The organism is Neisseria weaveri (assembly GCF_900638685.1).
GTDB classification, from domain to species: domain Bacteria; phylum Pseudomonadota; class Gammaproteobacteria; order Burkholderiales; family Neisseriaceae; genus Neisseria; species Neisseria weaveri.
Genome location: NZ_LR134533.1, coordinates 165,324 through 186,651, shown reverse-complemented (window position 1 = coordinate 186,651; position 21,328 = coordinate 165,324). Strand labels below are relative to the sequence as shown.

Sequence of the window (21,328 nt, the reverse complement as noted above, 5' to 3'; positions counted from 1 at the left end):
ACAAGACTTTTTAAGGAGATACGGATGACAAACGCGGTGCAACATTTTCCTGAAACCCGGACCTTTATTTTATCGGTCGGTCGGGAACAAGCAGGCCATTTAAATTATGAAATTTCAGACGGCATTTGGAATATCACCCATACCGTAGTTGATCCGGCTTTTCGCGGGCAGGGTTTGGCTAAGGTTTTGGTTGAGGCTGCAATTGAAGAGGCAAAAAAACATCAGGTGGGTTTGACGGCATCATGTGATTATGCGGCAGCGGTATTGGCAAAGCGGAAAGCGTGATTTTCCGATTGGAGACGGTTTGCAGTTTTCAAGGCCTTGATTCAATGTCGGTAATATGTCGGTTGAAAAGGCCGTCTGAAATTTTCAGACGGCCTTTTCATTATGAAGAATGTAAATCGACAGAGATTGCGGGCAATTTAGGCTTCAACGGTAAAGAATAGCTGTCGTTGTGTCAGCGGATTGCCGTTTGTGCCACTTAATTGCGCTTCGGCGGCGGAAAACTTGATGACGGCAAGATGGATGTTGCCCGATGGGTCTGCCGCGCTGTTGATGATGATGCCTGCTTCTTCACCTCCCAGTTGTACGCCCGCGCCTGCTGCTTCGGGTTCGGGAGAACTTAATACCGCCAAGCCGCGTTTGACTTGTCCGCGATATTGCGCGCGTGCGATGATTTCTTGGCCGGGATAACAGCCTTTTTTAAAGTGCACACCGCCGATGATGTGTTGGTTCAGCATTTGGGCGACGGCAGCTTCGCTGGTGGCTTCGGAAATCCATGGATAACCGCTGCGGATTTCGTGTGCGTTCCAGGCGTTTTCGTGTTCTGCATCGTATTCGGGCAGCGATTGCGCCAAACCGATTTGCAGACGGCCTTGATGGGGAAGCGTAATTTCGGTTATGCCGTTATCGGTATTGCAGGCAAAAGCTAAAGCAGGGGTGTCGGCGGAGATGGGCTGAATGCCGTCGGGAAGCGTGCCTGCTGCGGCAAAAGCGGTCAAAACTTCGAATTGGACTTTCGCACGCAAGACAAACATCTTCAGGCGTTTGACGGTTTTTTCGGTCAAATCGGCTGCCATCACCAGCAGCAAATCTTCGCCCCGGTTGATCACCAGCATATTGGCGATAACGCGGCCTTTGGGCGTGTTATAAGTGGCGTAGCAGGCTTGGTGTTCCGATAAGGCTTCGATGTGGTTGGACAGTTGGCTGTGCAGAAAAGACGCACGGTCTTCGCCGCTGACGCGGACAATGCCGAAAAAGGGCAGACGTGATGAAGTAGGCATGATGGTTCTCTGTGTATGTGTAGACAGTGGGGAATTGTAACGCCGATAGGCTGCGGATTAAAGCCCTGATGCCGGACGGGTTTGTTTTTCAGAGAGACAAGGCCGTCTGAATTTTCAGACGGCCTTATGTGTTTTTCGTTTATTTGTTGAGTAATTTTTGGGTGGCGATACGCGCTTTTTCCAAAATGCTTTCGGTCATGTGGCGTTTCATTTGGGCATAAACCAGTGTGATAACGGCGATGTCGTCACTAAAACCCAAAGGACCGAGCAGGTCGGGAATGCTGTCTATCGGGCTGAGAAAATATACCAGGGCGCCGAGAATGATGGCTTTGGTTTTTTTCGGCGTGCCGGGATCTTTAAACAGATAATAAAGGGCATAAAGCTGGCGGATAACCGGTTCGCCCAACCTTCCGGCAAAGCGTCCTATTTTGCGGAAAAAACCGGGTTCGTCCAGTTTTTTGCGGCGGAACGATGGAATAAAATCTTCGGGTGGTGTGGTTTTCATAAGGGTGTCCTTGTGTGGTGTGTGATACAGGGAAAACCGGATATCGCAAATCAACCCAACTTGCTACGGTTCGGCGGCAAACCTGTTTTTGTATTTTGCCGCTTTGTTCTCAGTTGAAAGACGTATTGAAACGGAGTCATGTTTCAGTAGGCCGTGTGGTGGCTTGGCAAAATCAAGAAATAAAGTTGGTTTGCGTTAGTTGGGAAAATGGGGTGGCTGACGGCACGTTTCAAGCGGTAGGATAAGGCATTAAAGTGCAAAAAAATGTTTGGAAAGTGCAATGAAAAAGGCCGTCTGAAAATTCAGACGGCCTTTGATTCAATAATAAGCCAAACTGCCGGATTATGCTTTGTTGGCCAAAGCGGCTTTAATGAAAGCGGTAAACAATGGATGGCCGCGACGCGGTGTGGATGTAAATTCCGGATGGAATTGGCAGGCGAAGTACCAAGGATGGTCGGGCAGTTCGATGGTTTCTACCAAGCGTTCGCGACCTGCGGAAACGCCGCCGATAACCAAGCCGGCTTTTTCCAGTTGCGGTACGAAGTTGTTGTTGACTTCATAGCGGTGGCGGTGGCGTTCACGGATGGTGGTGCTGCCGTAAATTTTTGCGGCCAAACTGTCGGGTTGCAATTCCACTTCTTGAGCACCCAAGCGCATGGTGCCGCCTAAATCGGCATTTTCGTCGCGGGTCTCAACGCTGCCGTCTGCCGTTTGCCATTCGTCAATTAAGGCGACAACGGGATAGGGGGCTTTTAAGTCAAATTCGGTGGAGTTGGCGCCTTCCATGCCGGCTTTGTCGCGGGCGTAGGCAATCAGGGCGATTTGCATGCCCAGGCAGATGCCTAAATATGGAATTTTGTTTTCACGGGCATAACGTGCCGCTGCAATTTTTCCTTCTACGCCGCGTGAGCCGAAGCCGCCCGGAACCAGAATGGCATCAAAACCTTTCAGACTTTCCGCACCGTCTTTTTCGATATCTTCGCTGTCGATATAGGTAATCTGTACATCGGTATTGGTATGGATGCCGGCATGTTTCAGGGCTTCGGTCAGCGATTTATAAGACTCGGTCAGATCCACATATTTGCCGACCATTGCGATTTTAGCGGTGTGCTTGGGGTTTTGAATGGCGTAAACGATTTTTTTCCATTCGGTTAGGTCTGCTTGGCGGACGTTTAATTGCAACTGCTCGCAGATGATGTTGTCGATGCCTTGGTTGTGCAGCATTTCGGGAATTTCGTAAATGCTGCCTGCATCATAGCTGCCTGCAACTGCACGTTCTTCAACATTGCAGAATAAGGCAATCTTGCGTTTTTCGTCTTCCGGCAGGATACGGTCCATACGGCAGATTAACACGTCGGGTTGGATACCGATTTCGCGCAGTTCTTTAACGGAATGTTGAGTCGGTTTGGTTTTGATTTCGCCTGCGGCGGCAATGTAGGGTACATAGCTTAAGTGTACGAACAGGGAGTTGCTGCGCCCCAATTGGCTGCGCATTTGACGGATGGCTTCCAAAAAAGGCAGGGATTCGATATCGCCGACCGTACCGCCGATTTCTACGATGGCAACGTCTTTACCTTCGGCACCTTCGTGGATTTTACGTTTGATTTCGTCGGTAATGTGGGGGATCACCTGTACGGTACCGCCCAGGTAGTCGCCGCGTCTTTCTTTGGCGATGACTTGTTCGTAAACCTGACCTGCGCTGAAGCTGTTTTTACGGGTCATGGTGGCGTTGATGAAACGTTCGTAGTGGCCGAGATCAAGGTCGGTTTCCGCGCCGTCTTCGGTAACGAAAACTTCGCCGTGCTGGAACGGACTCATGGTGCCGGGGTCTACATTGATGTAGGGATCCAGCTTAAGCATGGTTACGTTGAGGCCGCGGGATTCGAGAATGGTTGCAATAGAAGCGGCGGCGATACCTTTACCTAATGAAGATACGACGCCGCCGGTTACGAAGATAAACTTGGTCATGATGTTTGTCACTCTATTGGAATCCGTAATTTTACCGTGAAGCGCTCAGACTGGCAAACGGGAAATGTATGGAAAAAAGGAGTGGATTGAATGAAGTATGCCGTCTGAAATATGGTTCGGACGGCATCGGATAAGAATCATTTCAGGCAGGTGTTGAGCCATTTGGTGCGTTGCGACGGGGTAAGCAGTTGGAAAAACTGGTGTTGGCCGCGCAGTTCGTAGATGGACGCATCGATATTGGCCAAATCTCGGCGTACGATATAGTTTTTGGCTGCTTCTATATCGAAATTGACTGCGGAAAGAATCCGGATGATTTCGTTGCGGTTGCTGCTGGAATTTTTATTTCGTTTGGCAGCATTGCTCATGAGCCTGCGGTATTCGTTGCGGATTTTTTTCAATTCTTGGTGTTGTTCTTGTGACAAGGAAAGTGCCCGTATGTCACAATTACGGTGAAAATCGTCAAGGTGTAGGGGAAGCGGCCCGCTCCAAGCAGGCAAGCTGGCCGACAGCATAAACGAAGCGATGAGATATGTTTTTATGGTTTTGATTTTCATGTGGTTTTTCAAGGCTTCCCCCTTGATTGCGGTGATAAAAGGCATGAATGAAATGGCAGCAAATATAACTGATAATTTTGTCAACGAGGTATAATCATAGTTAATTTACGTTAACAGGCGGTTTTGCTGTAAAATTTTTGTCTTTTTCGTTTTGTAGGTATTATGCGGTCAACCGGTAAAGGTAAATATGATGCTGCCTGCTAATTGTTTATTATATTCATTTTAAATTTTATTTTGAAGACTTGTTTTGAGCTATTGTGATTGGAGAGGTTGTTTTGCATAAATTCCGTATTGCTCCCAGTATTTTATCTGCGGATTTTGCCCGCTTGGGCGATGAGGTGTCTGCCGTTATTGAGGCAGGAGCGGATTTGATCCATTTTGATGTGATGGATAATCATTATGTGCCGAACCTGACTTTCGGTCCTATGGTTTGTTCGGCTTTGAAACCGTATGCGACGGTGCCTATTGATGTGCATTTGATGGTGGAGCCGGTAGATGATTTGATCCGTTCGTTTTCCGATGCGGGGGCGGATATCATTACTTTCCATCCCGAAGCCAGCAGACATGTCGACCGCAGCTTGGGTTTGATTCGTGATGCGGGTTGCCGGGCCGGTTTGGTTTTGAATCCGGCAACACCGGTATATTTATTGGAAAATGTGTTGGACAAGTTAGATATGGTATTGTTGATGTCTGTCAATCCCGGATTCGGCGGCCAGAGCTTTATTCCGCAAACTTTGGTCAAAATCCGCCAGGTTCGGGATTTGTTGGATATGTATGAAGGTGAGAGCGGCAGACGTATTGCCTTGGAAGTGGACGGCGGTGTGAAAGTGGACAATATTGCCGAAATTGCGGCTGCCGGGGCGGATACGTTTGTTGCCGGGTCGGCGATTTTCGGTAAGCCTGATTATAAAGCAGTAATCGATCAGATGCGGGAAGAACTGGCTGCGGTAAAAGTTTGATTTTGAGATACCGGGTGCTGCGTATGACAGAGGCCGTCTGAAATTTCAGACGGCTTTTGTGTTTCCGGCAACCGTGACGTAAACGGTGAATTGGCGGATAATCCCGGTATTGGAATTATTTTTACGGCTGTTATTTTTATGCTTTATCTGCACCAATCCAACCGACTCGAAGTATTGGCCGGTATTTTTGCGCAACTGCAGTCGCTGCTTCCTTTAGACGATCCTTTTGCTTCGGAGGAGGTGGTTGTTCAGAGTCAGGGAATGCGCCGGTATTTGAATGCGTATTTGGCCCGCCGTTTGGGGGTGGCGGCGAATTTGAAATTCAGTTTGCCTGCAGGGTTGGCCTGGCGCTTGATGCGTGATTTTATTCCGGGTGTGCCGGCGTTGAGTCCGTTTTCGGCAGATGTGGTGGTTTGGCGCTTGCTGGATTTATTTGGTAGCAGCAGGTTTAAAGACGATGCGCAATTCGAACCGGTTAGGGCGGCGTTGTCGGAGTATCTCGGCAACGGAGATGCCGCGGCCTACCAGCTGGCAGCACAGCTGGCGGATGTGTTTGACCAATATTTGGTTTACCGTCCGCAGTGGATTGATGCTTGGCAGCAGGGAAAATTGGTAGGCTTGGGGGAGGATGAGGCTTGGCAGGCGGCTTTGTGGCGGTTTTTGGGTGACGGTATGCAGGGTGTGCCGCACCGTGTGGCGTTGTGGCAACAGTTGTTGGGGTCATTGTCTGCCGATAAGTTGCCGGAGCGTTTTTTTGTTTTCGGTGTGGCGGCAATGGCACCGATGTATCTGCAGTTGTTGCAGGCGGTGGCGCAGCATTGCGATGTGCATATTTTGGCATTGAATCCCAGTAGTGGTTATTGGGGGGATGTAATTGATGCGGCACAGATTTTAAAAAACAAAGGCGATATAGACTTGAGTCAGAGTGGTCATCCGCTTTTGGCTTCTTTGGGTAAGCAGGGGCGGGATTTTTTTGATGCGCTGTCCGAGATGCCGGATGTGGAGGAACGCGGATATTATGACGATGTAGAGAGCGGGAGTCTGCTTCGCCGCTTACAGTATCAGATTCAAACATTACAGATGCCGTCTGAAAATTTGACGGAAAACGGGTTGGAGGACGGCTCGATTCAAGTTTGTTCGGCGCACAGCCCTTTGCGTGAATTGCAGGTTTTGAAAACAAAATTATTGAGGGTGTTAAACGAACATCCTGACTGGCAACCGCATGATATCGCCGTTTTGATGCCGGATATCCAGCCCTATATGCCTTATATCGAAGTGGTGTTCGGACAGGAGCAGGACGGGGCGCAGAAGCTGCCTTATTCGGTTTCGGATGTTAAAGTCAGCAGGCGGCAGCCTTTGTTTTATGTGTTGGAGCAGGTATTCGATCTGCTGCAAAGCCGTTTTGAAGCGGATAAGCTACTGCCTTTACTGGATAGCCATCTGGTGTTGGCACGTTTTAATCTTTCGCGTGAAGACTTGCCGCTGCTGATGGATACGGTGACGCAGTTAAATATTCATTGGGGTGTAGATAAAGCCATGCGCGGCAGCGATGCTTTGTTTACCTGGCAGCAGGGTTTGGATCGGCTGATTCTTGGTTGGATGCTGCCTGAAAACGGAAACGGTTTGTGGCAGGGCATCAGTGCATGGCATGGCGATGTCAACCATTTGGCTGTGTTTGAAGGCTTTGCAGAGTTTATCCGGGTTTTATCGGATACCTTTAAAGAATGGGCGCAGCCTGCAGAAGTGCCGGTTTGGATAGAGCGTATACGCAAGCTGATCCAAGATTTAACGATGCCGGATGCGGACAGCCAATATGCCGTTCAGCAGCTGGAACAGTCTTTGGCGCGCTGGCAGGAAGAAACGGTATTGGCAGGCTTTACCGGCATATTGTCTCAGGAAACAGTTATCCGTCATGTGGAACATTTTTTAGGTAGCGAGTCTCAAGCCGGTTTTTTGCGTGGTGGCATCACGTTTTGCAGCATGGTACCGATGCGCAACCTGCCGTTTAAGATGATTTGCCTGTTGGGACTGAATGACGGCGATTTTCCAAGAAACACCAAGGCCGCGGCTTTTGACCTGATTGCCAAGTATCCGCAAAAAGGCGACCGTTCACGCCGTGATGACGATCGCTATCTGTTTTTGGAAGCCATTATTAGCGCAAGGGAAATTCTGTATTTGTCTTACTTAGGCAAGAATATTGAAAACAATAATGACAAAGCCCCTTCTGCTTTATTGGCAGAGTTGATTGATACGATTGCCGAAATGACCGGGCAGGAAGCGTCGGTTTTGTCGGAATCGTGGGTGGAAAACCATTATTTGCAGCCGTTTTCGAGAAACTATTTTTCAAAAGAAGCCGATAATAAAGCTACCCAAAGAAGCATACGTCAGGATTATGCCGAAGCTTTGAACCGGCCGTCGGGAGAAATACCGGCTTTCTTCAATCCGGATTCATTTCCAAAGCCGGAGCCGATTGAAGAGCAAATGAATATTACCCAATCCGAGTTTTTGTCTTTCTGGCGCAACCCGGTAAAAGCCTGGCTGCGGCGGACGCTCGGTTGGAGCGGAATGTATACCGAGCAGGTATGGGAAGCGGAAGAGCCTTTTAAGCCGAACTGTAATGCGAAAATTATGGCCCGTTACATAGATGCTCGAAAAAATCATGCCGATTTTACGGATGTTGCTGAAAAGCTTGAGGCAGAGAGCTTTTTTCCGGCCGATAAATTGGGCGGATTGTGGCAGGAAAGTTTTCGTCTTTCGGCTTTATCGCTCGATGCCGCATTGGTTGGCAGCAAAAAAATTCCGGCACGCGCATACCGTCTGCAAATAGGCCGTTTCTGTTTGGAAGGCAGTTTGGAAAATGTATATGAAAACGGCCAAATCATTTATCTGTATCAGAATTTAAATGCACCGCAAACCATAGAGTTGATGTTGGAACACTTGATTTTCTGCGCCGTCAGGCCGTCTGAAATTCAAACGTATGCAACACATATTGTTCAGGCCGATTGCAAAGTATCGGATTATCCGGAAATCGACAAAGACCAGGCTGAGGCAATCCTGCAAAAGTGGCTTGAGTATTATGTTTGGGGGCAAGCGCGTCCGTTGCCGTTTTTTGCCAAATTGAGTATCGAGGCCGCGAAAACCAAAATCAAAGACGAGAAAAAAGCACGGGAAGGCATAGTGTTTGAGTATCAAAACGGTCAGAGCGGTAAAGCACCTTGCGAATATGACGAAGTTAAGCTGGTGTTCGGCAGAGACAAAATCTTGCCGGTCTCGACGCCGTTATTTTGGAATATGATTGATGACCTGCTGGTTACTCTTGTGAAGCTGATTGGGTTGTAGTTCAGTTTCGGTGGCTTGAACGATAGTGTGTATGAAGTTTAAGGCCGTCTGAAAATTTTTCAGACGGCCTTAAATTTTCAGACGGCCTTGAAGCTTTTGACAGCAAGTATTAAGGCAGTTGTTTAATGGACTCTGCCAGTTCGTGGAACAATTTATTGGCATTGACCTCGGTAACCCAATGGGCGTTGACAGGCTTGCCGGTTGTTCCCCACCAATCGACTACGCTCGAGCCCATAGACAGTTCGCTTTGGGTTTCTATTTCGACGTGGCAGTCTTTACCGTTGAAAAATTCGGGGAAAACCGCATAGGCGACGGCACAGGGATCGTGTAGGGGGCCGCCTTCCAAACCGAATTTTTGGGTATCGTAACGCTCGTAACTTTGCAGAATGCCGGCCAAGCGGTTGCCGTTGATGTTGCCCAGTTGGCGCAGGGCGTCCATGCGGGCGGTAGTGATGGTGGCTTTATGTGTGACGTCCAGCGGTAATACGGCAATGGGCACGCCGCTCTGCATGACGATTTGCGCGGCATGGGGGTCGACATAGAAGTTGAATTCGGCAGCGGGGGTGATGTTGCCGGCTTCGAAATAGTTGCCGCCCATCATGACGATTTTTTTAATGGCGCGGGTAATGTCGGGGGCTAAGGTAATGGCTTGGGCGATATTGGTCAGGGGGCCGATAGGGCAGATGGTAATGCTTGAGTCATCTGCTTTGCGCAAGGTGTCGATTAGGTAGGGAACGGCATGGACAGGCTGCAGGGGGCAGACGGGGTCGTGCAGTTCGGCACCGTCCAAACCGTTTTTACCGTGAACTTCTTCTGCTGTTACCAGTTTTCTGACTAAAGGTTGGGTGGCTCCGGCGTAAACGGGGAAGTCTTTTTCGCCGGCCCAATCGCAGATAATGCGAGCGTTGTTGGCGGTGTGGTGTAAGCCGACATTGCCGGCTACAACGGTCAGGGCGAGAAATTCGATCAGGCCGCGTTTGGCTAGGCCGTGTGCCATTAAAATGGCGGCTGCGTCATCTTGGCCGGGGTCGGTATCGATAATGAGGCGGATTTTTTCTGGCATGATGTATCGTCCTTCGGGGGAAATTGAGTCATTGTATCAGGCAAAGAAGCAAAGTGGGTATGGCGTGGAAATTTATGCGGAATGGCAGTGAAAATATGGGGCGGATTGAGAAGGTTGTCATGGGTTGTGCTTATAAAACAAGACCCATATAAGTGTTTATATGGGTCTTGAATTTCCTTAAAGTGTTAGCAAAGTGTTAGCTTGGCCGGAAATTTATTTTGCAAAGTATTGGTCGTGAATCTTGTCGTATTCGCCGTTTTCACGAACTTTTTTCAAGGCGTCGTTCAGCATGTTGAGGGCCGCTTCGTCTCCTTTGCGTACGGCAATACCGTAGTGCTCGGTTTCGAAATCGGGTACTTCTACCATAGTGAAGCCTTTGTTGCTGTTGTGTTTCAGGTAGTTGCCGATAACGGCGCTGTCACTGATTACGGCATCCAAGCCGCCGTTTTCCAATTCTTTGATAACTAAAGGCAGGGTTTCGAAGCGTGCAACTTTGGGGCTGTCGTTACCTAAGATTTTTGAAGCGGCAAAATCGCCGGTTTGACCGGTTACCACGCCGACACGGTTGACTTTTTTCAGGTCTTCAACGGATTTTACGCCTTTGCCTTCAGGTACCAAGATAACTTGTGTGATTTCAAAGTAAGGCTCGGTGAAGTCCATGGTTTGTTTGCGCTCATCGGTAATGGTTACGGCTGAGATAACAATATCGGTATCGCCGTTTTTCAGAGCGGGAAACAGGCTATCCCAAGGTTGGTGTTTATACTCGACTTTGAAGTTTCCGGCTTGAGACAGGGCATTCATCAAGTCTACATCAAAGCCCTCAACGTTGTTGTTGGCGTCTTGAGATTCAAACGGAGCAAATTCGGCGTTCATTGAAACGCGGTAAACTTTGGCATCGGTTTGTGTCGCGGCAGCTTTGTCAGTGCCGCTTTGACCGCCGCAAGCGCCTAAAGCCAAAGCCGAGCAGGCCAAAGCTGCTGCAATCCATTTTTTCATGTTCATGTTTAAATATCCTTAGGTTATTAAATAAATTAACTAAACCTATTGATTCTAGCATAAGTTAATTCGGATATGTGCTCGAATTGATATAGGGGTTTATAGAAATTAACGCTGTTTTTCTCTGAAAAACGCGTAAGTCACATCATGGAAAAGATCAATGTTTGGGCTGTCTTCGTAGTCCAATTCGGCCAAAGCATCTTCAAATGCTAATTGGATAGATTCGACCACATCTTGAGCCGTTTCTGCCGGAAGGGCGCGGATCATGCCTTTAAGGGCGGTGGCTAAAACATGGTTTTGCATACGTAATGCTTCATTGGATTCTTCTAAATAGTCCAAACGCTGTTCAATGCTGCTCATAGGATATTTCCTTAAATAATCTGTTAGAATATAAACATTATATCGCAAAAGTTTTGAGTGATATCGGGAAACGAGACTGCCCGAATTGACACGGAATATGAAACTATGAATAACGACAAGCGCTCTGAAAAAATGATGACGGCAGACGGAAACGTCGGTAATGAAAAAGAAATGTCTGCTTGGGAACAAGGTTTGAGGCAATTGCGCCAAAACCGTCAAGCTGCTTCCACATCTGAGAAAAATGATCCCCATCTAACAGTGCCCACCCAAGATCTAAACCGTAAGACTGCAGAAAGAAAGCAGGAAGCCGGCCGCTTGGACGGGGATGCACGGGATGAAGCATTGCGCCAATATTTATGGCACTGGCAGCGCGAACACAATGTCGGATTGTCCGAAAAAAATCAGAATATCGACGAATTGGACGCAACCGTATTATTACAAGATGATTGGTTAAGCGCGCAAGCTTCTTTGCAAGGAGATGTTGCGGAAGCCGATATTCTTAAAAATCAGACGGTTTGGCTGAAATCATCCAACTGCCAAGCCAAGCAGGCGACCGAAGAAACAGATAAAGCCGCAGATGAAAGCGGAGAGAAAGTTTTTGATATTCCCACTGAAGTACCGGTGGTTGTTCAAGTATTAAAACCGGAAGTTGTTACAGGCAAACCGGTTTTGTGCTTATCGGAGCGAGAATTATTAATGCGCTTGGAGCAGAGACTGCTGCCACATCTGACCGATGCGGTCAATGGAATGGTGCGCGTTGCCATGCAAAAACAAATAGCCGTACTGACCCGCGAACTGCAGCAGGCATTAAGTGAAGAAACGCCGGATCTGGTTCAAGAAGTTCTGGAACACAATCTGAAAATGGTGTTATCGGAAATCCGTTACGAATTAAAATTCAAACGCTAAATTACCTTAAATGCTCGATGAAACGGGCATTGTTTTTTTGCGAGTAAAAAATGAAACAAGGCATTTTGATAGTGGGTTTGGCCGCTGCATTGGGGTTGGGATATTGGATTGGCAAACCCGGCAGCCATTCTCTCGATTCCAATATCCCTAATAGCGAAAATACGGTTCAAATAGAAAAAAACAATCGTCCGTCAAATTTCGAAAAACAGTTGCAAACTGCTTATGAACAGCAGATCAGCAATCTTCAAATTGAAGGACGCGGCCGGGTTATCAAAACACTTCCCGACGACAATAAAGGTTCGCGCCACCAACGCTTTATTTTAAAATTAAATAGCGGCCAAACTTTATTGGTTGCACACAATATTGATTTGGCTCCTAAAATTAAAGGATTGAAAAAGGGCGATATGGTTGATTTTTACGGGGAATACGAATGGTCCGAAAGGGGAGGCGTAATACATTGGACTCATCATGATCCTCAAGGCAGGCATATAGGTGGTTGGCTAAAACACAATGGCAAATTATACGAATAAGAAATTTTAATCTTGGTTTATATATAGGCCGTCTGAAAGTGGTATTTTCCAGACGGCCTATATATTTATTTTAAATATATACATATTAACTTTTAAATATCAAGAATTTTTTCGCGCCGTATCGAAATAAGCAAAATTATACGCCGGTGAGCAGAGCGGAAATGAACCAACGTCTGCTGTCGGCTGATGCCGATATGGCGTGGTGGTTTGGTTGGCCGTTGTTGGCCGGCCATAGAAGATTTGTCTTTGGACGATTTTGAGGGTTTCAAAAAAGAAGCAACCCGCCAAATTAAGGCGGGTTACAGGAAAGGTATTTGACGGTTAGGACTGCTGGCGGCGTTTTTCTTCGATTTCCCGTTGAAGGTCTCTGCACCAGCCGTTTGATTCGGGTTCTTTTTGGAATATAGGCCATAAAATCCAAATAATAGCCGGTACCAGTACAATTAGAAGCAATGGAAATCCGCCGGTTGTGAATAAACCAAAAGCTATTGCTGCAATAGCTGCTCCAACGTTCATAGCTATTTTCCTTCTATATAAGTATTTCTAGGATATTAACACATGGCGACCGATTTAGGTGTTTCGATAACGGTTTTTGCGGCTGTAGGCGGTGCATTATCCGGCCTGACTAATGTCGGAAAGGCCATGAATACAGTGAAGTTGGCAACGGACACTCTTAATTCGCGACAACAAGAACTCGGAAAGGCTTTAGAGCGAAATAAAAACCGTTTGGGCGTTGCATCTGCCAAACAATTATGGCGGGAATACGACAAAATCGGTGTTTCCATTGAAAAGCTGAAAAATATGATATATTTCTCACTTGTTAGTTAATGCAGAAATAATAAAAATACATTGGAGAATGTCTGTGGATACTCGGCTTATCCGAACTTACTACGCCCATTCCGCCGAAAACCAACCTTACGAATACTGGCAAACCATGCGCAGCCATGCCCACAATGTGGGTGAGGCGGCTGCAAGGTTTGCCGCTTTTTTTGGTGCGGAGGAAATGGCGCGTTATACCGGCCAATTGCACGATTTGGGCAAATACACGCCGGAATTTAACCGCCGCCTGCATGGTGGGCCATCGGTTGACCATGCCACGGCTGGCGCAAAAATCGCTTTCGAGCGTTGGGGGTTGCAGGGCAAGTTGATGGCGTTTTGCATTGCCGGCCATCACGCAGGCTTGGCAAACGGAAACAGCGAGGGCGATAACCGCCGCACCTTAACCCAACGCTTGGCCGTGCCATTCGGCAAAGGCATTCACGATATTCCCGAGCCGGATGAGGTGTGGCAGCAGGACATCAGCCTGCCGCAAACTTTGCCCGCGTCCCCCTTGCAGGCTGACAAACACCATCCCTTTTTCTCTTACGCCTTCTTTACCCGCATGCTGTATTCCTGCTTGGTCGATGCCGATTATCTCGACACCGAAGCCTTTTATGCGGGCTTGGAAGATAAAACCGTGCAGCGCGGCGGTCATCCCGATTTATTGCAGCTGCAACAACGCTTTAACCGCTTTATCGGCGATTTCAGACGGCATATTGCCGAAAAGCCGCAGCACACAGAAGAAGAAAAGCGCAATGCCGCCCTAAACCGCCTGCGCAGCGATATTCTCGACCACGCCGTGAGGCAGGCGGAGCAAGCGCCGGGGCTGTTTACCCTCACCGTGCCAACCGGTGGCGGCAAAACCTTCACTTCGATGGCCTTCGCCCTCGAACATGCCAAGCGGCACGGCATGCGCCGCGTGATTTATGTGATTCCCTTTACCAGCATCATCGAGCAAAACGCCGCCGAGTTCCGCAAAGCCTTCGGCGATCTGGGCGAGGCCGCCGTGCTGGAGCACCACAGCACATTTGACGACAGCAAACTCAAAGACCAGCACAGCAAAGACAAACTGCGGCAAGCCTCCGAAAACTGGGATATGCCCGTTGTCGTTACCACCGCCGTGCAGTTTTTCGAATCCCTGTTTGCCGATCGCTCTTCACGCTGCCGCAAGCTGCACAACATCTCCGGCAGCGTGATTATTCTTGACGAGGCACAAATGCTGCCGCTCAAACTGTTGCTGCCCATCATGCAGGTCATTAAAGAGTTGGCGCGTAATTATCACTGCTCCGTCGTTATGTGTACCGCCACCCAGCCCGCCACTCAAGCTGAACACGGCTTTTATCGCGGCTTCGAAAACACACGCGAGCTGGCCCCCAATCCCGCCGAATTGTTCGACAAACTGCGCCGCACCACCGTGCAGCATATCGGCCTCCAAACCGATGCCGATTTGCTCGAAAAGCTCACACAGCACAAGCAAATCCTCATTATCGTCAACAACCGCCGCCACGCCCGCAGCCTGTACGACAGCGCCAAACAGCTTGAGGGCGTTTTCCACCTTACCACCTTGATGTGCGCCAAACACCGCAGCCAAGTGTTAGAAACCATCCGAGGCCGTCTGAAAAACAGCGAACCCTGCCGCGTGATCGCCACATCGCTTATCGAAGCAGGCGTAGATGTCGATTTCCCCTTAGTCATGCGCGCCGAAGCCGGATTGGACAGCGTTGCCCAAGCCGCCGGACGCTGCAACCGCGAAGGCAAAAGGCCGTCTGAAAGCAGCTTCGTCTGGGTGTTCAAACCCGAAGAACAATGGAAAGCCCCGTCCGAACTCGGCTTGCTCTCCGCCTCCATGCGCGAAGTCGTGCGCCACCACGCGGACGACCTATTGTCGCCGCAAGCCATCCGCCGCTATTTCCAGCGCGTTTACGAAGAAAAAGGCAAAGAATTAGATAGCAAAGGCATTCTTGAAATGCACAAGAAGGCAGGCAACAGCCTCAATTTCCCCTTCCAAACCATCGCCCAAAAATTCCGCATGATCGAAACCCATATGCAGCCGCTGATTATCCCGTTCGACCAAGAAGCCGAACGCCTGATCGACAGCCTGCGCCATGCCGACCAAATCGGCAGCATTTTGCGTGAACTTCAATATTACACCGTGCAAATCCCCGAAAAAGCTTTGCGAGCCCTGTTCAAAGCAGGGCGGATAGAAACGGTTAACGAAAATCGGTTTGGGAAACAGTTTTACAGCCTGATTGGGTTGGATTTGTATGATGAAGTGGCGGGGTTGTGGTGGGAGGATGTGGAATTTTTGAAAGCAGAAACGCTGGTTTTTTAAAATTATCATCTTTAAAATATAAATATTGACAAGAAATGAACTGAATTTTACTATAAGGCTAATTTTAAAAATAAAATTTTGGAAAACTTATGCAGCAAAGCAAATTTACCCCCCATCAGTCTAAATATTTTGCTTGGCAACTGACCAGGCAGGCACAAAACGGCACTATAGAATCTCTTGCCTCTACTTTGGTAGATTCTCAGGTGGACTTAAACCCGCATCAAGTCGATGCCGCCTTGTTTGCCTGTCGAAACCCATTGTCCAAAGGCGTAATTTTGGCGGATGAGGTGGGATTGGGTAAAACGATTGAAGCCGGCTTAGTGATTTTGCAGCATTGGGCGGAGCGCAAACGTAATCTTCTCATCATCACGCCCGCCAATTTACGCAAACAATGGCACCAAGAGTTACAAGAAAAATTCGGCTTGCAAGGCATGATTTTGGAGGCCAAGAGTTATAACGCCATCAAAAAACAAGGTAAAAATCCTTTTCGTCAAAACGCACCGATTATTTGTTCTTATCAATTTGCCAAGTCTAAAGCCGATGACTTGAAAGCTGTTGATTGGGATTTGGTGGTGCTTGACGAGGCACACCGCCTGCGCAATGTCTATAAAAAAGGCAATGTGATTGCCAAAACCTTGCAAGAAGCGCTTATTAATGTACATGCCAAAGTGCTTTTGACTGCCACACCGCTGCAAAACTCGCTTTTGGAACTGTATGGCTTGGTTAGCATCATTGATCAGCATGTATTTGGCGATTTGGACAGCTTTCGCAGTCAGTTCGGCACAAAACCTTCGAAGCAAAGCCTGCAAAACCTACGTCAGCGTTTACAAGCGGTTTGCAAACGCACGTTGCGCCGTCAAGTACAAGCCTATGTTCCTTATACCGCACGTCTTGCGATTGTTCAGGAATTCACACCATCAGATGAAGAGAAAGCACTTTCTGCATTGGTAGCAGAGTATTTGCGCCGTCCTAATCTGCAAGCCATGCCGCAAGGACAAAGACAACTGATTTCACTGGTGCTATGGAAATTATTGGCTTCGAGCAGCCGTGCCATCGCCGGTGCCTTGGATACCATGAGCAAACGTTTGCAAGGCGTATTGAATGAGGCAGATACAACGGATCTCGTCGAAACGCTGGATGAAGATTATGAAAGCTTGGATGAAACTGCAGAAGAATGGGAAAACGAAAATGGTGACACACCCAGCTTAACTCGCGACCAATACCAAGCCATAACCGAAGAAATCGAAGAACTCAATTATTTTAAAACCTTGGCACAAAATATCCGTGAAGATGCCAAAGGCAAAGCATTGTTTGGTGCGTTAGAAAAAGCCTTTGCCGAGCTTAAACGCTTAGGTGCGGCACAAAAAGCCATTATCTTTACCGAATCGAAACGCACCCAAGAATACCTGCTTGAATGCTTATCCAAAAGTACCTATGCAGGTGAAAACGGCGACGGTATCGTACTCTTTAATGGCACCAACAGTGGGCCGCAAGCCCAAACCATCTACAAAAACTGGCTCAAAAAACACGAAGGCAGCGACAAAATCACAGGTTCCAAAACCGCCGATACCCGCGCCGCTCTTGTCGAGCATTTTAAAGAACACGCCACCATCATGATTGCCACCGAAGCCGGTGCCGAAGGCATCAACCTGCAATTTTGCTCGTTGGTCATCAACTATGATTTGCCGTGGAACCCGCAACGTATCGAACAGCGTATCGGGCGTTGTCACCGCTACGGGCAAAAACACGATGTGGTTGTGGTGAACTTTTTGGATAAAAGCAACGAAGCCGACGCCCGTGTTTACGAACTGCTGTCAGAAAAGTTCCAGCTTTTTGAAGGCGTATTCGGTGCCAGCGACGAAGTGCTTGGTGCTATCGGTTCAGGTGTGGATATCGAACGCCGCATTGCCGATATCTACCGCCACTGCCGTCAGCCCGATGAAATTAAAACCAGTTTTGATGCACTGCAACAAGAACTCTCCGGCGAGATCAGCGCGGCCATGACCCAAACCCGCCAAACCCTGCTGGAAAATTTCGACGAAGAAGTGCAAGCAAAACTCAAAATCCGAGCTGATGATAGCGAGCGCACCCGCAGCAAATACGAAAAATTGCTGCTCAACTTTACCCGAAGCGCACTGGGCGAACACGCCACCTTTGATGCACAGGGTTTTACCTTGAACGGGCTACCTGAAAACCTTTCAGACGGCCTGGGCCATATTCCCACAGGCCGTTATGAGCTGCCCCGCCAAAGTGGAACTGCATATCTCTATCGCATCAGCCATCCGCTAGCGCAAGTCCTGCTTGAACAAGCCAAGTCCTGCCATTGCCCGCCAGCCAAATTGGTATTTGATTACGGTGAATATCAGAAACAACACGGCAGAATCAGCACCTTGGAGCCTTATATCGGGCAAAGCGGGCAGTTAATTGCCAAGCTCGTTACCATTCGTGCTTTTAACAACCAAGAACAGTATTTGCTGATTGCCGCTATCACCGATAACGGTGAAATCTTGCAAGAAGCCGACCCGGAAAAGCTGCTTGGTTTACCTGCCAGTCAAACACTCATCACCCAGCCGCCACGGATTCAGACGGCCTTATCCCAAGACATCGCCGCACGCCGTCAAGACGTACTGAATGAAGCGCAACAACGTAATCTTGATTACTTTGAACAAGAAGTACAAAAGCTGGACGATTGGGCAGATGATCTTAAACATGGATTGGAACAAGAAATCAAAGAAACCGACCGGCAAATCAAAGAAATCCGCCGGACCGCCACTACTGCCGCCACATTGGAAGAAAAACTCGCTTGGCAGAAAAAAAAGCGGGAATTGGAAAGTAAGCGCACTAAACAGCGGCGTGAATTGTTTGACAGGCAGGATGACATTGAAAATCAGCGGAATGAACTGATTGAAGAGCTAGAACAAAATTTGCAACAGCAAGTGGAGGAAGAAGAAATGTTTTTTATTGAGTGGGAGATAATACGATGAAGCTTTATCAAAATCGTTCTGGTAATTCTAATGTCGTTTCTTATCAGATATTTGAGGATTCAATTCATGTTGTATTCAAGAATGGTCGATGTAGAAATTATTTATATACATATATAAGACCGGGTAGATATATGGTAGATCATATGAAAAATTTAGCAATACAAGGCATAGGCCTTAATTCTTATATTTCATCTGTAGTGAAAAATAATTATGAAAGGAAATGGTAAAAATGAAATCACCAAGTGAAGAATTAATCGAGTTGATTTCCCCTGTTTTATTTGAGAAAAAATTATTTTTAGCTTCTGACCTAGAGCAGTACAAAGAAAAAATAATTGCAGGAGTCATGAAGCCAGAGGATTGGTTATTGGCAGTTGAAAAAGCTATTGATAAAGAAAAAGCAGAAGCAGGGGAGTAAAAATGTCAACCGTTTTATTGAAAAGCTTATCAATTGAAAATCTTAGAGGATCGGTAACGCCTTTTGTTTTGAAGTTTGAAAAGGGTAAAAAGCTGATGATTATTTATGGAGAAAATGGTACAGGGAAATCTACAATTTCAGATGCTTTTGATTTGCTTGGGAACAGTAAAATTGGTTCATTGGAAAAAAGAGGAGTTGGTGCTTCTACTAGAGTATATTGGCCTTCATTGGGAAAAGCTTATACAGATGTTAAAGTAACACTAGAAACTTCAAACGGAACATGTGTGTTATCTCTAGATAAGAAAAATGTATTTCTTAATCAAGAAGAGTTGAAGCCGAAAGTATCGGTATTACGCCGTAGTGAAATTCTAAGATTGGTTACGGCACAGCCAGCCGATCGTTATAAAGAAATTAGTCGTTTTATTGATGTATCTGGAATTGAGGCGTCAGAAGCAAGTTTAAGAAAATTAATTAACGATAAGACTAAAGATTTTGAGAATGCAATAACACGTGTAAGCACAAATAGAAAGAATATTGAAAATTTTTGGGAACAAGTAAATCGTCCATTTCCCGCTGCTATTTTGTGGGCAGAAAGTGAAGCTAAAAAGGATTCAGTACATTTTGAGAAGAGAAAAAATGATATTGACGGTTTAATATCATGTTGGAATAAAATTGAAGGGGGTTATGATAAATTTCTATTTCTCTCTAATGAGTTAAAGGAAGCTACACTCAAGCTATCACAAGCTGAATCCATTCTAAGAGATATAAAAGAAAAGGCGTCTGAAGATTATTTGGAAGTAATGGATATTCTTCAAGCAGCAAAAAAATACTTTCACAAACATGATAATGTAAATGTGTGCCCACTTTGTGAAAGTGCTGAAAATGCGGAAAATTTAGTAGAAGAAGTCAATAAGCGAATTGAATTAAATGGTTTGTTGTCGCAATTAAATATAGCTAAGCAATCTGTTTTAAAAAATGAAGATCTAGTAAAAAGTCAACAACAACGGCTAGACGATTTTCTAAAAGATATTAAAGATAGCTTTAATCAATTGGAAGGTTACTGCTTTAATACACTTGAAATTCAAGATCTTGATCTTCCATCTTTTCCTATTCCAGATAATCCAAACGAATGGCAAAGTTGGATTGTAGAGAATCAAGGTAAAAAAGATGCCTGGAGGCAAGAATCAGATAAATGTGTAGATAACAAAAATTTTATAGAAACATTACGTAGATCATTGGATGATTTAAAGGGCAGTGAGAATGTTGCTAAAGAATTAGGTGTGACATTACCTAGCTTAAAAAAGATCTTAAATATCATTGAATCTGAACGCAAAAAGTATACTGACCATATTCTCGGGTCAATTTCAGTAAGAGTAGGACAGCTTTATGAGTTGATACACCCTAAAGAAGGACTGGATAAAATTACCTTGGCACTAGATGCAGCCAAACGAGGCTCTTTGGAGATTGCTATGGAGTTTGCAGGGAAACAAAATACGCCACCACAAGTTTATTTTAGCGATTCACATTTAGACACTTTAGGGTTATGCGTATTTTTGGCGCTAGCTGAACGTGAAAATCCAGAACAGAAAATTCTAGTTTTAGATGATGTATTAGGTAGTGTGGATGAGCCTCATGTAGAGCGTGTTATTACCATGATTTATGATGTGATTCAAAAATTTCAACATGCTATTGTTACTACACATTACCGACCATGGAGAGAAAAATTTCGTTGGGGCGTTTTAAAGCCGGAACAAGTTTGCCAGTTTGTCGAGTTAAAGCATTGGTCATTAGATAATGGCATGTCTTTATCTGGTTCCATTCCAGAGGTTGTTAGACTGAAAAAGTTATTAGAAGAATCTGATCCTGATATTCAGTCAATCACAGGAAAATCAGGTGTTATTCTAGAAGCTTTATTAGATTTCTTAACATTAAAGTATTCTTGCGCTGTTCCTAGAAAAATAGGAAATACTTATGTATTAAATGATTTATTAGGGGCGGTAAACGGTAAGTTGTTGAAAGAGTTAAAAGTAGAAATACGTGATCAATCCCATCATTCATCAGAAGTACAAATTGGTGAAATCTTGAAAGAAATAAATCAAATAGCTCAAACCAGAAATGTATTAGGAGCGCATTTCAACGAATTTTCTTTCAATCTTCATCCACAAGACGGATTAAAATTTGCTCGATTAGTTGAGAAATTATGTGATGCCTTGATTTGTCCGGATTATGGATGGCCGAATAAAGATACAGGAAGTTATTGGAAAAACAGCGGTGATACCCGCCGACTATACCCATTAAAAAAACCGAGTTGATAT

18 protein-coding genes are annotated in these 21,328 nt (G+C 46.5%); 10 read left to right on the top strand and 8 right to left on the bottom strand.

Annotated elements, in window-relative coordinates; all coding sequences use genetic code 11:
- The first annotated feature begins 24 nt into the window (after positions 1–24).
- Positions 25–285: a GNAT family N-acetyltransferase gene (locus EL309_RS00930; RefSeq protein WP_004284082.1), complete on the top strand. Its 261-nt coding sequence runs from the start codon at positions 25–27 to the stop codon at positions 283–285.
- Positions 286–422: 137 nt separating this feature from the next.
- Here EL309_RS00930 and ygfZ read toward each other — a convergent pair whose 3' ends face one another.
- The 4 genes from ygfZ to EL309_RS10755 all read right to left on the bottom strand — a co-directional run bounded on the left by ygfZ (position 423) and on the right by EL309_RS10755 (position 4,355).
- Entirely contained in the window at positions 423–1,283 is an 861-nt protein-coding gene (ygfZ, locus tag EL309_RS00925; protein ID WP_004284081.1) for a CAF17-like 4Fe-4S cluster assembly/insertion protein YgfZ, read from the bottom strand.
- Positions 1,284–1,422: 139 nt separating this feature from the next.
- Positions 1,423–1,788: a YkvA family protein gene (locus EL309_RS00920; RefSeq protein WP_004284080.1), complete on the bottom strand. Its 366-nt coding sequence runs from the start codon at positions 1,786–1,788 to the stop codon at positions 1,423–1,425.
- 342 nt (positions 1,789–2,130) lie between these two features.
- The gene (locus EL309_RS00915; protein WP_004284078.1) at positions 2,131–3,756 is read right to left on the bottom strand and encodes a CTP synthase; all 1,626 of its coding nucleotides are present in this window, start codon (positions 3,754–3,756) and stop codon (positions 2,131–2,133) included.
- A gap of 137 nt (positions 3,757–3,893) precedes the next feature.
- Positions 3,894–4,355: a Spy/CpxP family protein refolding chaperone gene (locus EL309_RS10755; RefSeq protein ID WP_232014425.1), complete on the bottom strand. Its 462-nt coding sequence runs from the start codon at positions 4,353–4,355 to the stop codon at positions 3,894–3,896.
- Positions 4,356–4,585: 230 nt separating this feature from the next.
- Between EL309_RS10755 and rpe the strand changes: the two genes are divergently transcribed.
- Together rpe and recC are read left to right on the top strand one after the other, a co-directional pair.
- Positions 4,586–5,269: a ribulose-phosphate 3-epimerase gene (gene rpe, locus EL309_RS00905; RefSeq protein ID WP_172795931.1), complete on the top strand. Its 684-nt coding sequence runs from the start codon at positions 4,586–4,588 to the stop codon at positions 5,267–5,269.
- A gap of 138 nt (positions 5,270–5,407) precedes the next feature.
- Positions 5,408–8,608, top strand: a complete 3,201-nt coding sequence (gene recC / locus EL309_RS00900) for an exodeoxyribonuclease V subunit gamma (protein WP_050793677.1) — start codon at positions 5,408–5,410, stop codon at positions 8,606–8,608.
- Between the two features lie 109 nt (positions 8,609–8,717).
- Here the strand turns inward: recC and EL309_RS00895 are convergent, their stop codons facing one another.
- The 3 genes from EL309_RS00895 to EL309_RS00885 form a co-directional block, all read right to left on the bottom strand.
- A complete protein-coding gene (locus tag EL309_RS00895) occupies positions 8,718–9,671 on the bottom strand; it encodes a nucleoside hydrolase (RefSeq protein ID WP_004284072.1) in 954 nt (317 codons plus the stop codon).
- 213 nt (positions 9,672–9,884) lie between these two features.
- A complete protein-coding gene (locus EL309_RS00890; RefSeq protein WP_004285521.1) occupies positions 9,885–10,673 on the bottom strand; it encodes a basic amino acid ABC transporter substrate-binding protein in 789 nt (262 codons plus the stop codon).
- A gap of 102 nt (positions 10,674–10,775) precedes the next feature.
- The gene (locus tag EL309_RS00885; protein ID WP_004284069.1) at positions 10,776–11,027 is read right to left on the bottom strand and encodes an NGO1151 family protein; all 252 of its coding nucleotides are present in this window, start codon (positions 11,025–11,027) and stop codon (positions 10,776–10,778) included.
- 105 nt (positions 11,028–11,132) lie between these two features.
- On the opposite strand from EL309_RS00885, the gene EL309_RS00880 reads away from it, so the two are divergent.
- Positions 11,133–11,933 (top strand): hypothetical protein, encoded by an 801-nt coding sequence (locus EL309_RS00880; protein ID WP_004284068.1) that lies wholly within the window; start codon positions 11,133–11,135, stop codon positions 11,931–11,933.
- Positions 11,934–11,983: 50 nt separating this feature from the next.
- Positions 11,984–12,463, top strand: a complete 480-nt coding sequence (locus EL309_RS00875) for a DUF3465 domain-containing protein (protein WP_004284067.1) — start codon at positions 11,984–11,986, stop codon at positions 12,461–12,463.
- A 321-nt stretch (positions 12,464–12,784) separates the two neighbouring features.
- Here EL309_RS00875 and EL309_RS00870 read toward each other — a convergent pair whose 3' ends face one another.
- Positions 12,785–12,979, bottom strand: a complete 195-nt coding sequence (locus EL309_RS00870; RefSeq protein ID WP_036494370.1) for a hypothetical protein — start codon at positions 12,977–12,979, stop codon at positions 12,785–12,787.
- A 42-nt stretch (positions 12,980–13,021) separates the two neighbouring features.
- On the opposite strand from EL309_RS00870, the gene EL309_RS00865 reads away from it, so the two are divergent.
- The 5 genes from EL309_RS00865 to EL309_RS00840 all read left to right on the top strand — a co-directional run bounded on the left by EL309_RS00865 (position 13,022) and on the right by EL309_RS00840 (position 21,325).
- Positions 13,022–13,291: a hypothetical protein gene (locus tag EL309_RS00865; protein ID WP_004284064.1), complete on the top strand. Its 270-nt coding sequence runs from the start codon at positions 13,022–13,024 to the stop codon at positions 13,289–13,291.
- Positions 13,292–13,319: 28 nt separating this feature from the next.
- Positions 13,320–15,614 (top strand): CRISPR-associated helicase/endonuclease Cas3, encoded by a 2,295-nt coding sequence (locus EL309_RS00860; protein WP_004284063.1) that lies wholly within the window; start codon positions 13,320–13,322, stop codon positions 15,612–15,614.
- 89 nt (positions 15,615–15,703) lie between these two features.
- The gene (locus tag EL309_RS00855; RefSeq protein WP_004284062.1) at positions 15,704–18,598 is read left to right on the top strand and encodes an SNF2-related protein; all 2,895 of its coding nucleotides are present in this window, start codon (positions 15,704–15,706) and stop codon (positions 18,596–18,598) included.
- 229 nt (positions 18,599–18,827) lie between these two features.
- A complete protein-coding gene (locus EL309_RS00845; RefSeq protein ID WP_081463199.1) occupies positions 18,828–19,013 on the top strand; it encodes a hypothetical protein in 186 nt (61 codons plus the stop codon).
- 2 nt (positions 19,014–19,015) lie between these two features.
- The gene (locus tag EL309_RS00840; RefSeq protein ID WP_004284059.1) at positions 19,016–21,325 is read left to right on the top strand and encodes an AAA family ATPase; all 2,310 of its coding nucleotides are present in this window, start codon (positions 19,016–19,018) and stop codon (positions 21,323–21,325) included.
- Positions 21,326–21,328: the final 3 nt, after the last annotated feature.

Excerpts from the sequence above, each read along its gene's own strand:
- EL309_RS00880 (WP_004284068.1), top strand. The coding sequence starts at position 11,133 with ATGAATAACGACAAGCGCTCTGAAAAAATGATGACGGCAGACGGAAAC.
- EL309_RS00845 (WP_081463199.1), top strand. The coding sequence starts at position 18,828 with ATGAAATCACCAAGTGAAGAATTAATCGAGTTGATTTCCCCTGTTTTA.
- EL309_RS00885 (WP_004284069.1), bottom strand. The coding sequence starts at position 11,027 with ATGAGCAGCATTGAACAGCGTTTGGACTATTTAGAAGAATCCAATGAA.
- EL309_RS00920 (WP_004284080.1), bottom strand. The coding sequence starts at position 1,788 with ATGAAAACCACACCACCCGAAGATTTTATTCCATCGTTCCGCCGCAAA.
- EL309_RS00890 (WP_004285521.1), bottom strand. The coding sequence starts at position 10,673 with ATGAACATGAAAAAATGGATTGCAGCAGCTTTGGCCTGCTCGGCTTTG.
- EL309_RS00915 (WP_004284078.1), bottom strand. The coding sequence starts at position 3,756 with ATGACCAAGTTTATCTTCGTAACCGGCGGCGTCGTATCTTCATTAGGT.
- EL309_RS00855 (WP_004284062.1), top strand. The coding sequence starts at position 15,704 with ATGCAGCAAAGCAAATTTACCCCCCATCAGTCTAAATATTTTGCTTGG.
- EL309_RS00840 (WP_004284059.1), top strand. The coding sequence starts at position 19,016 with ATGTCAACCGTTTTATTGAAAAGCTTATCAATTGAAAATCTTAGAGGA.
- EL309_RS00860 (WP_004284063.1), top strand. The coding sequence starts at position 13,320 with ATGTCTGTGGATACTCGGCTTATCCGAACTTACTACGCCCATTCCGCC.
- EL309_RS00865 (WP_004284064.1), top strand. The coding sequence starts at position 13,022 with ATGGCGACCGATTTAGGTGTTTCGATAACGGTTTTTGCGGCTGTAGGC.
- EL309_RS10755 (WP_232014425.1), bottom strand. The coding sequence starts at position 4,355 with ATGCCTTTTATCACCGCAATCAAGGGGGAAGCCTTGAAAAACCACATG.
- EL309_RS00870 (WP_036494370.1), bottom strand. The coding sequence starts at position 12,979 with ATGAACGTTGGAGCAGCTATTGCAGCAATAGCTTTTGGTTTATTCACA.
- EL309_RS00930 (WP_004284082.1), top strand. The coding sequence starts at position 25 with ATGACAAACGCGGTGCAACATTTTCCTGAAACCCGGACCTTTATTTTA.
- EL309_RS00875 (WP_004284067.1), top strand. The coding sequence starts at position 11,984 with ATGAAACAAGGCATTTTGATAGTGGGTTTGGCCGCTGCATTGGGGTTG.
- EL309_RS00895 (WP_004284072.1), bottom strand. The coding sequence starts at position 9,671 with ATGCCAGAAAAAATCCGCCTCATTATCGATACCGACCCCGGCCAAGAT.
- ygfZ (WP_004284081.1), bottom strand. The coding sequence starts at position 1,283 with ATGCCTACTTCATCACGTCTGCCCTTTTTCGGCATTGTCCGCGTCAGC.
- recC (WP_050793677.1), top strand. The coding sequence starts at position 5,408 with ATGCTTTATCTGCACCAATCCAACCGACTCGAAGTATTGGCCGGTATT.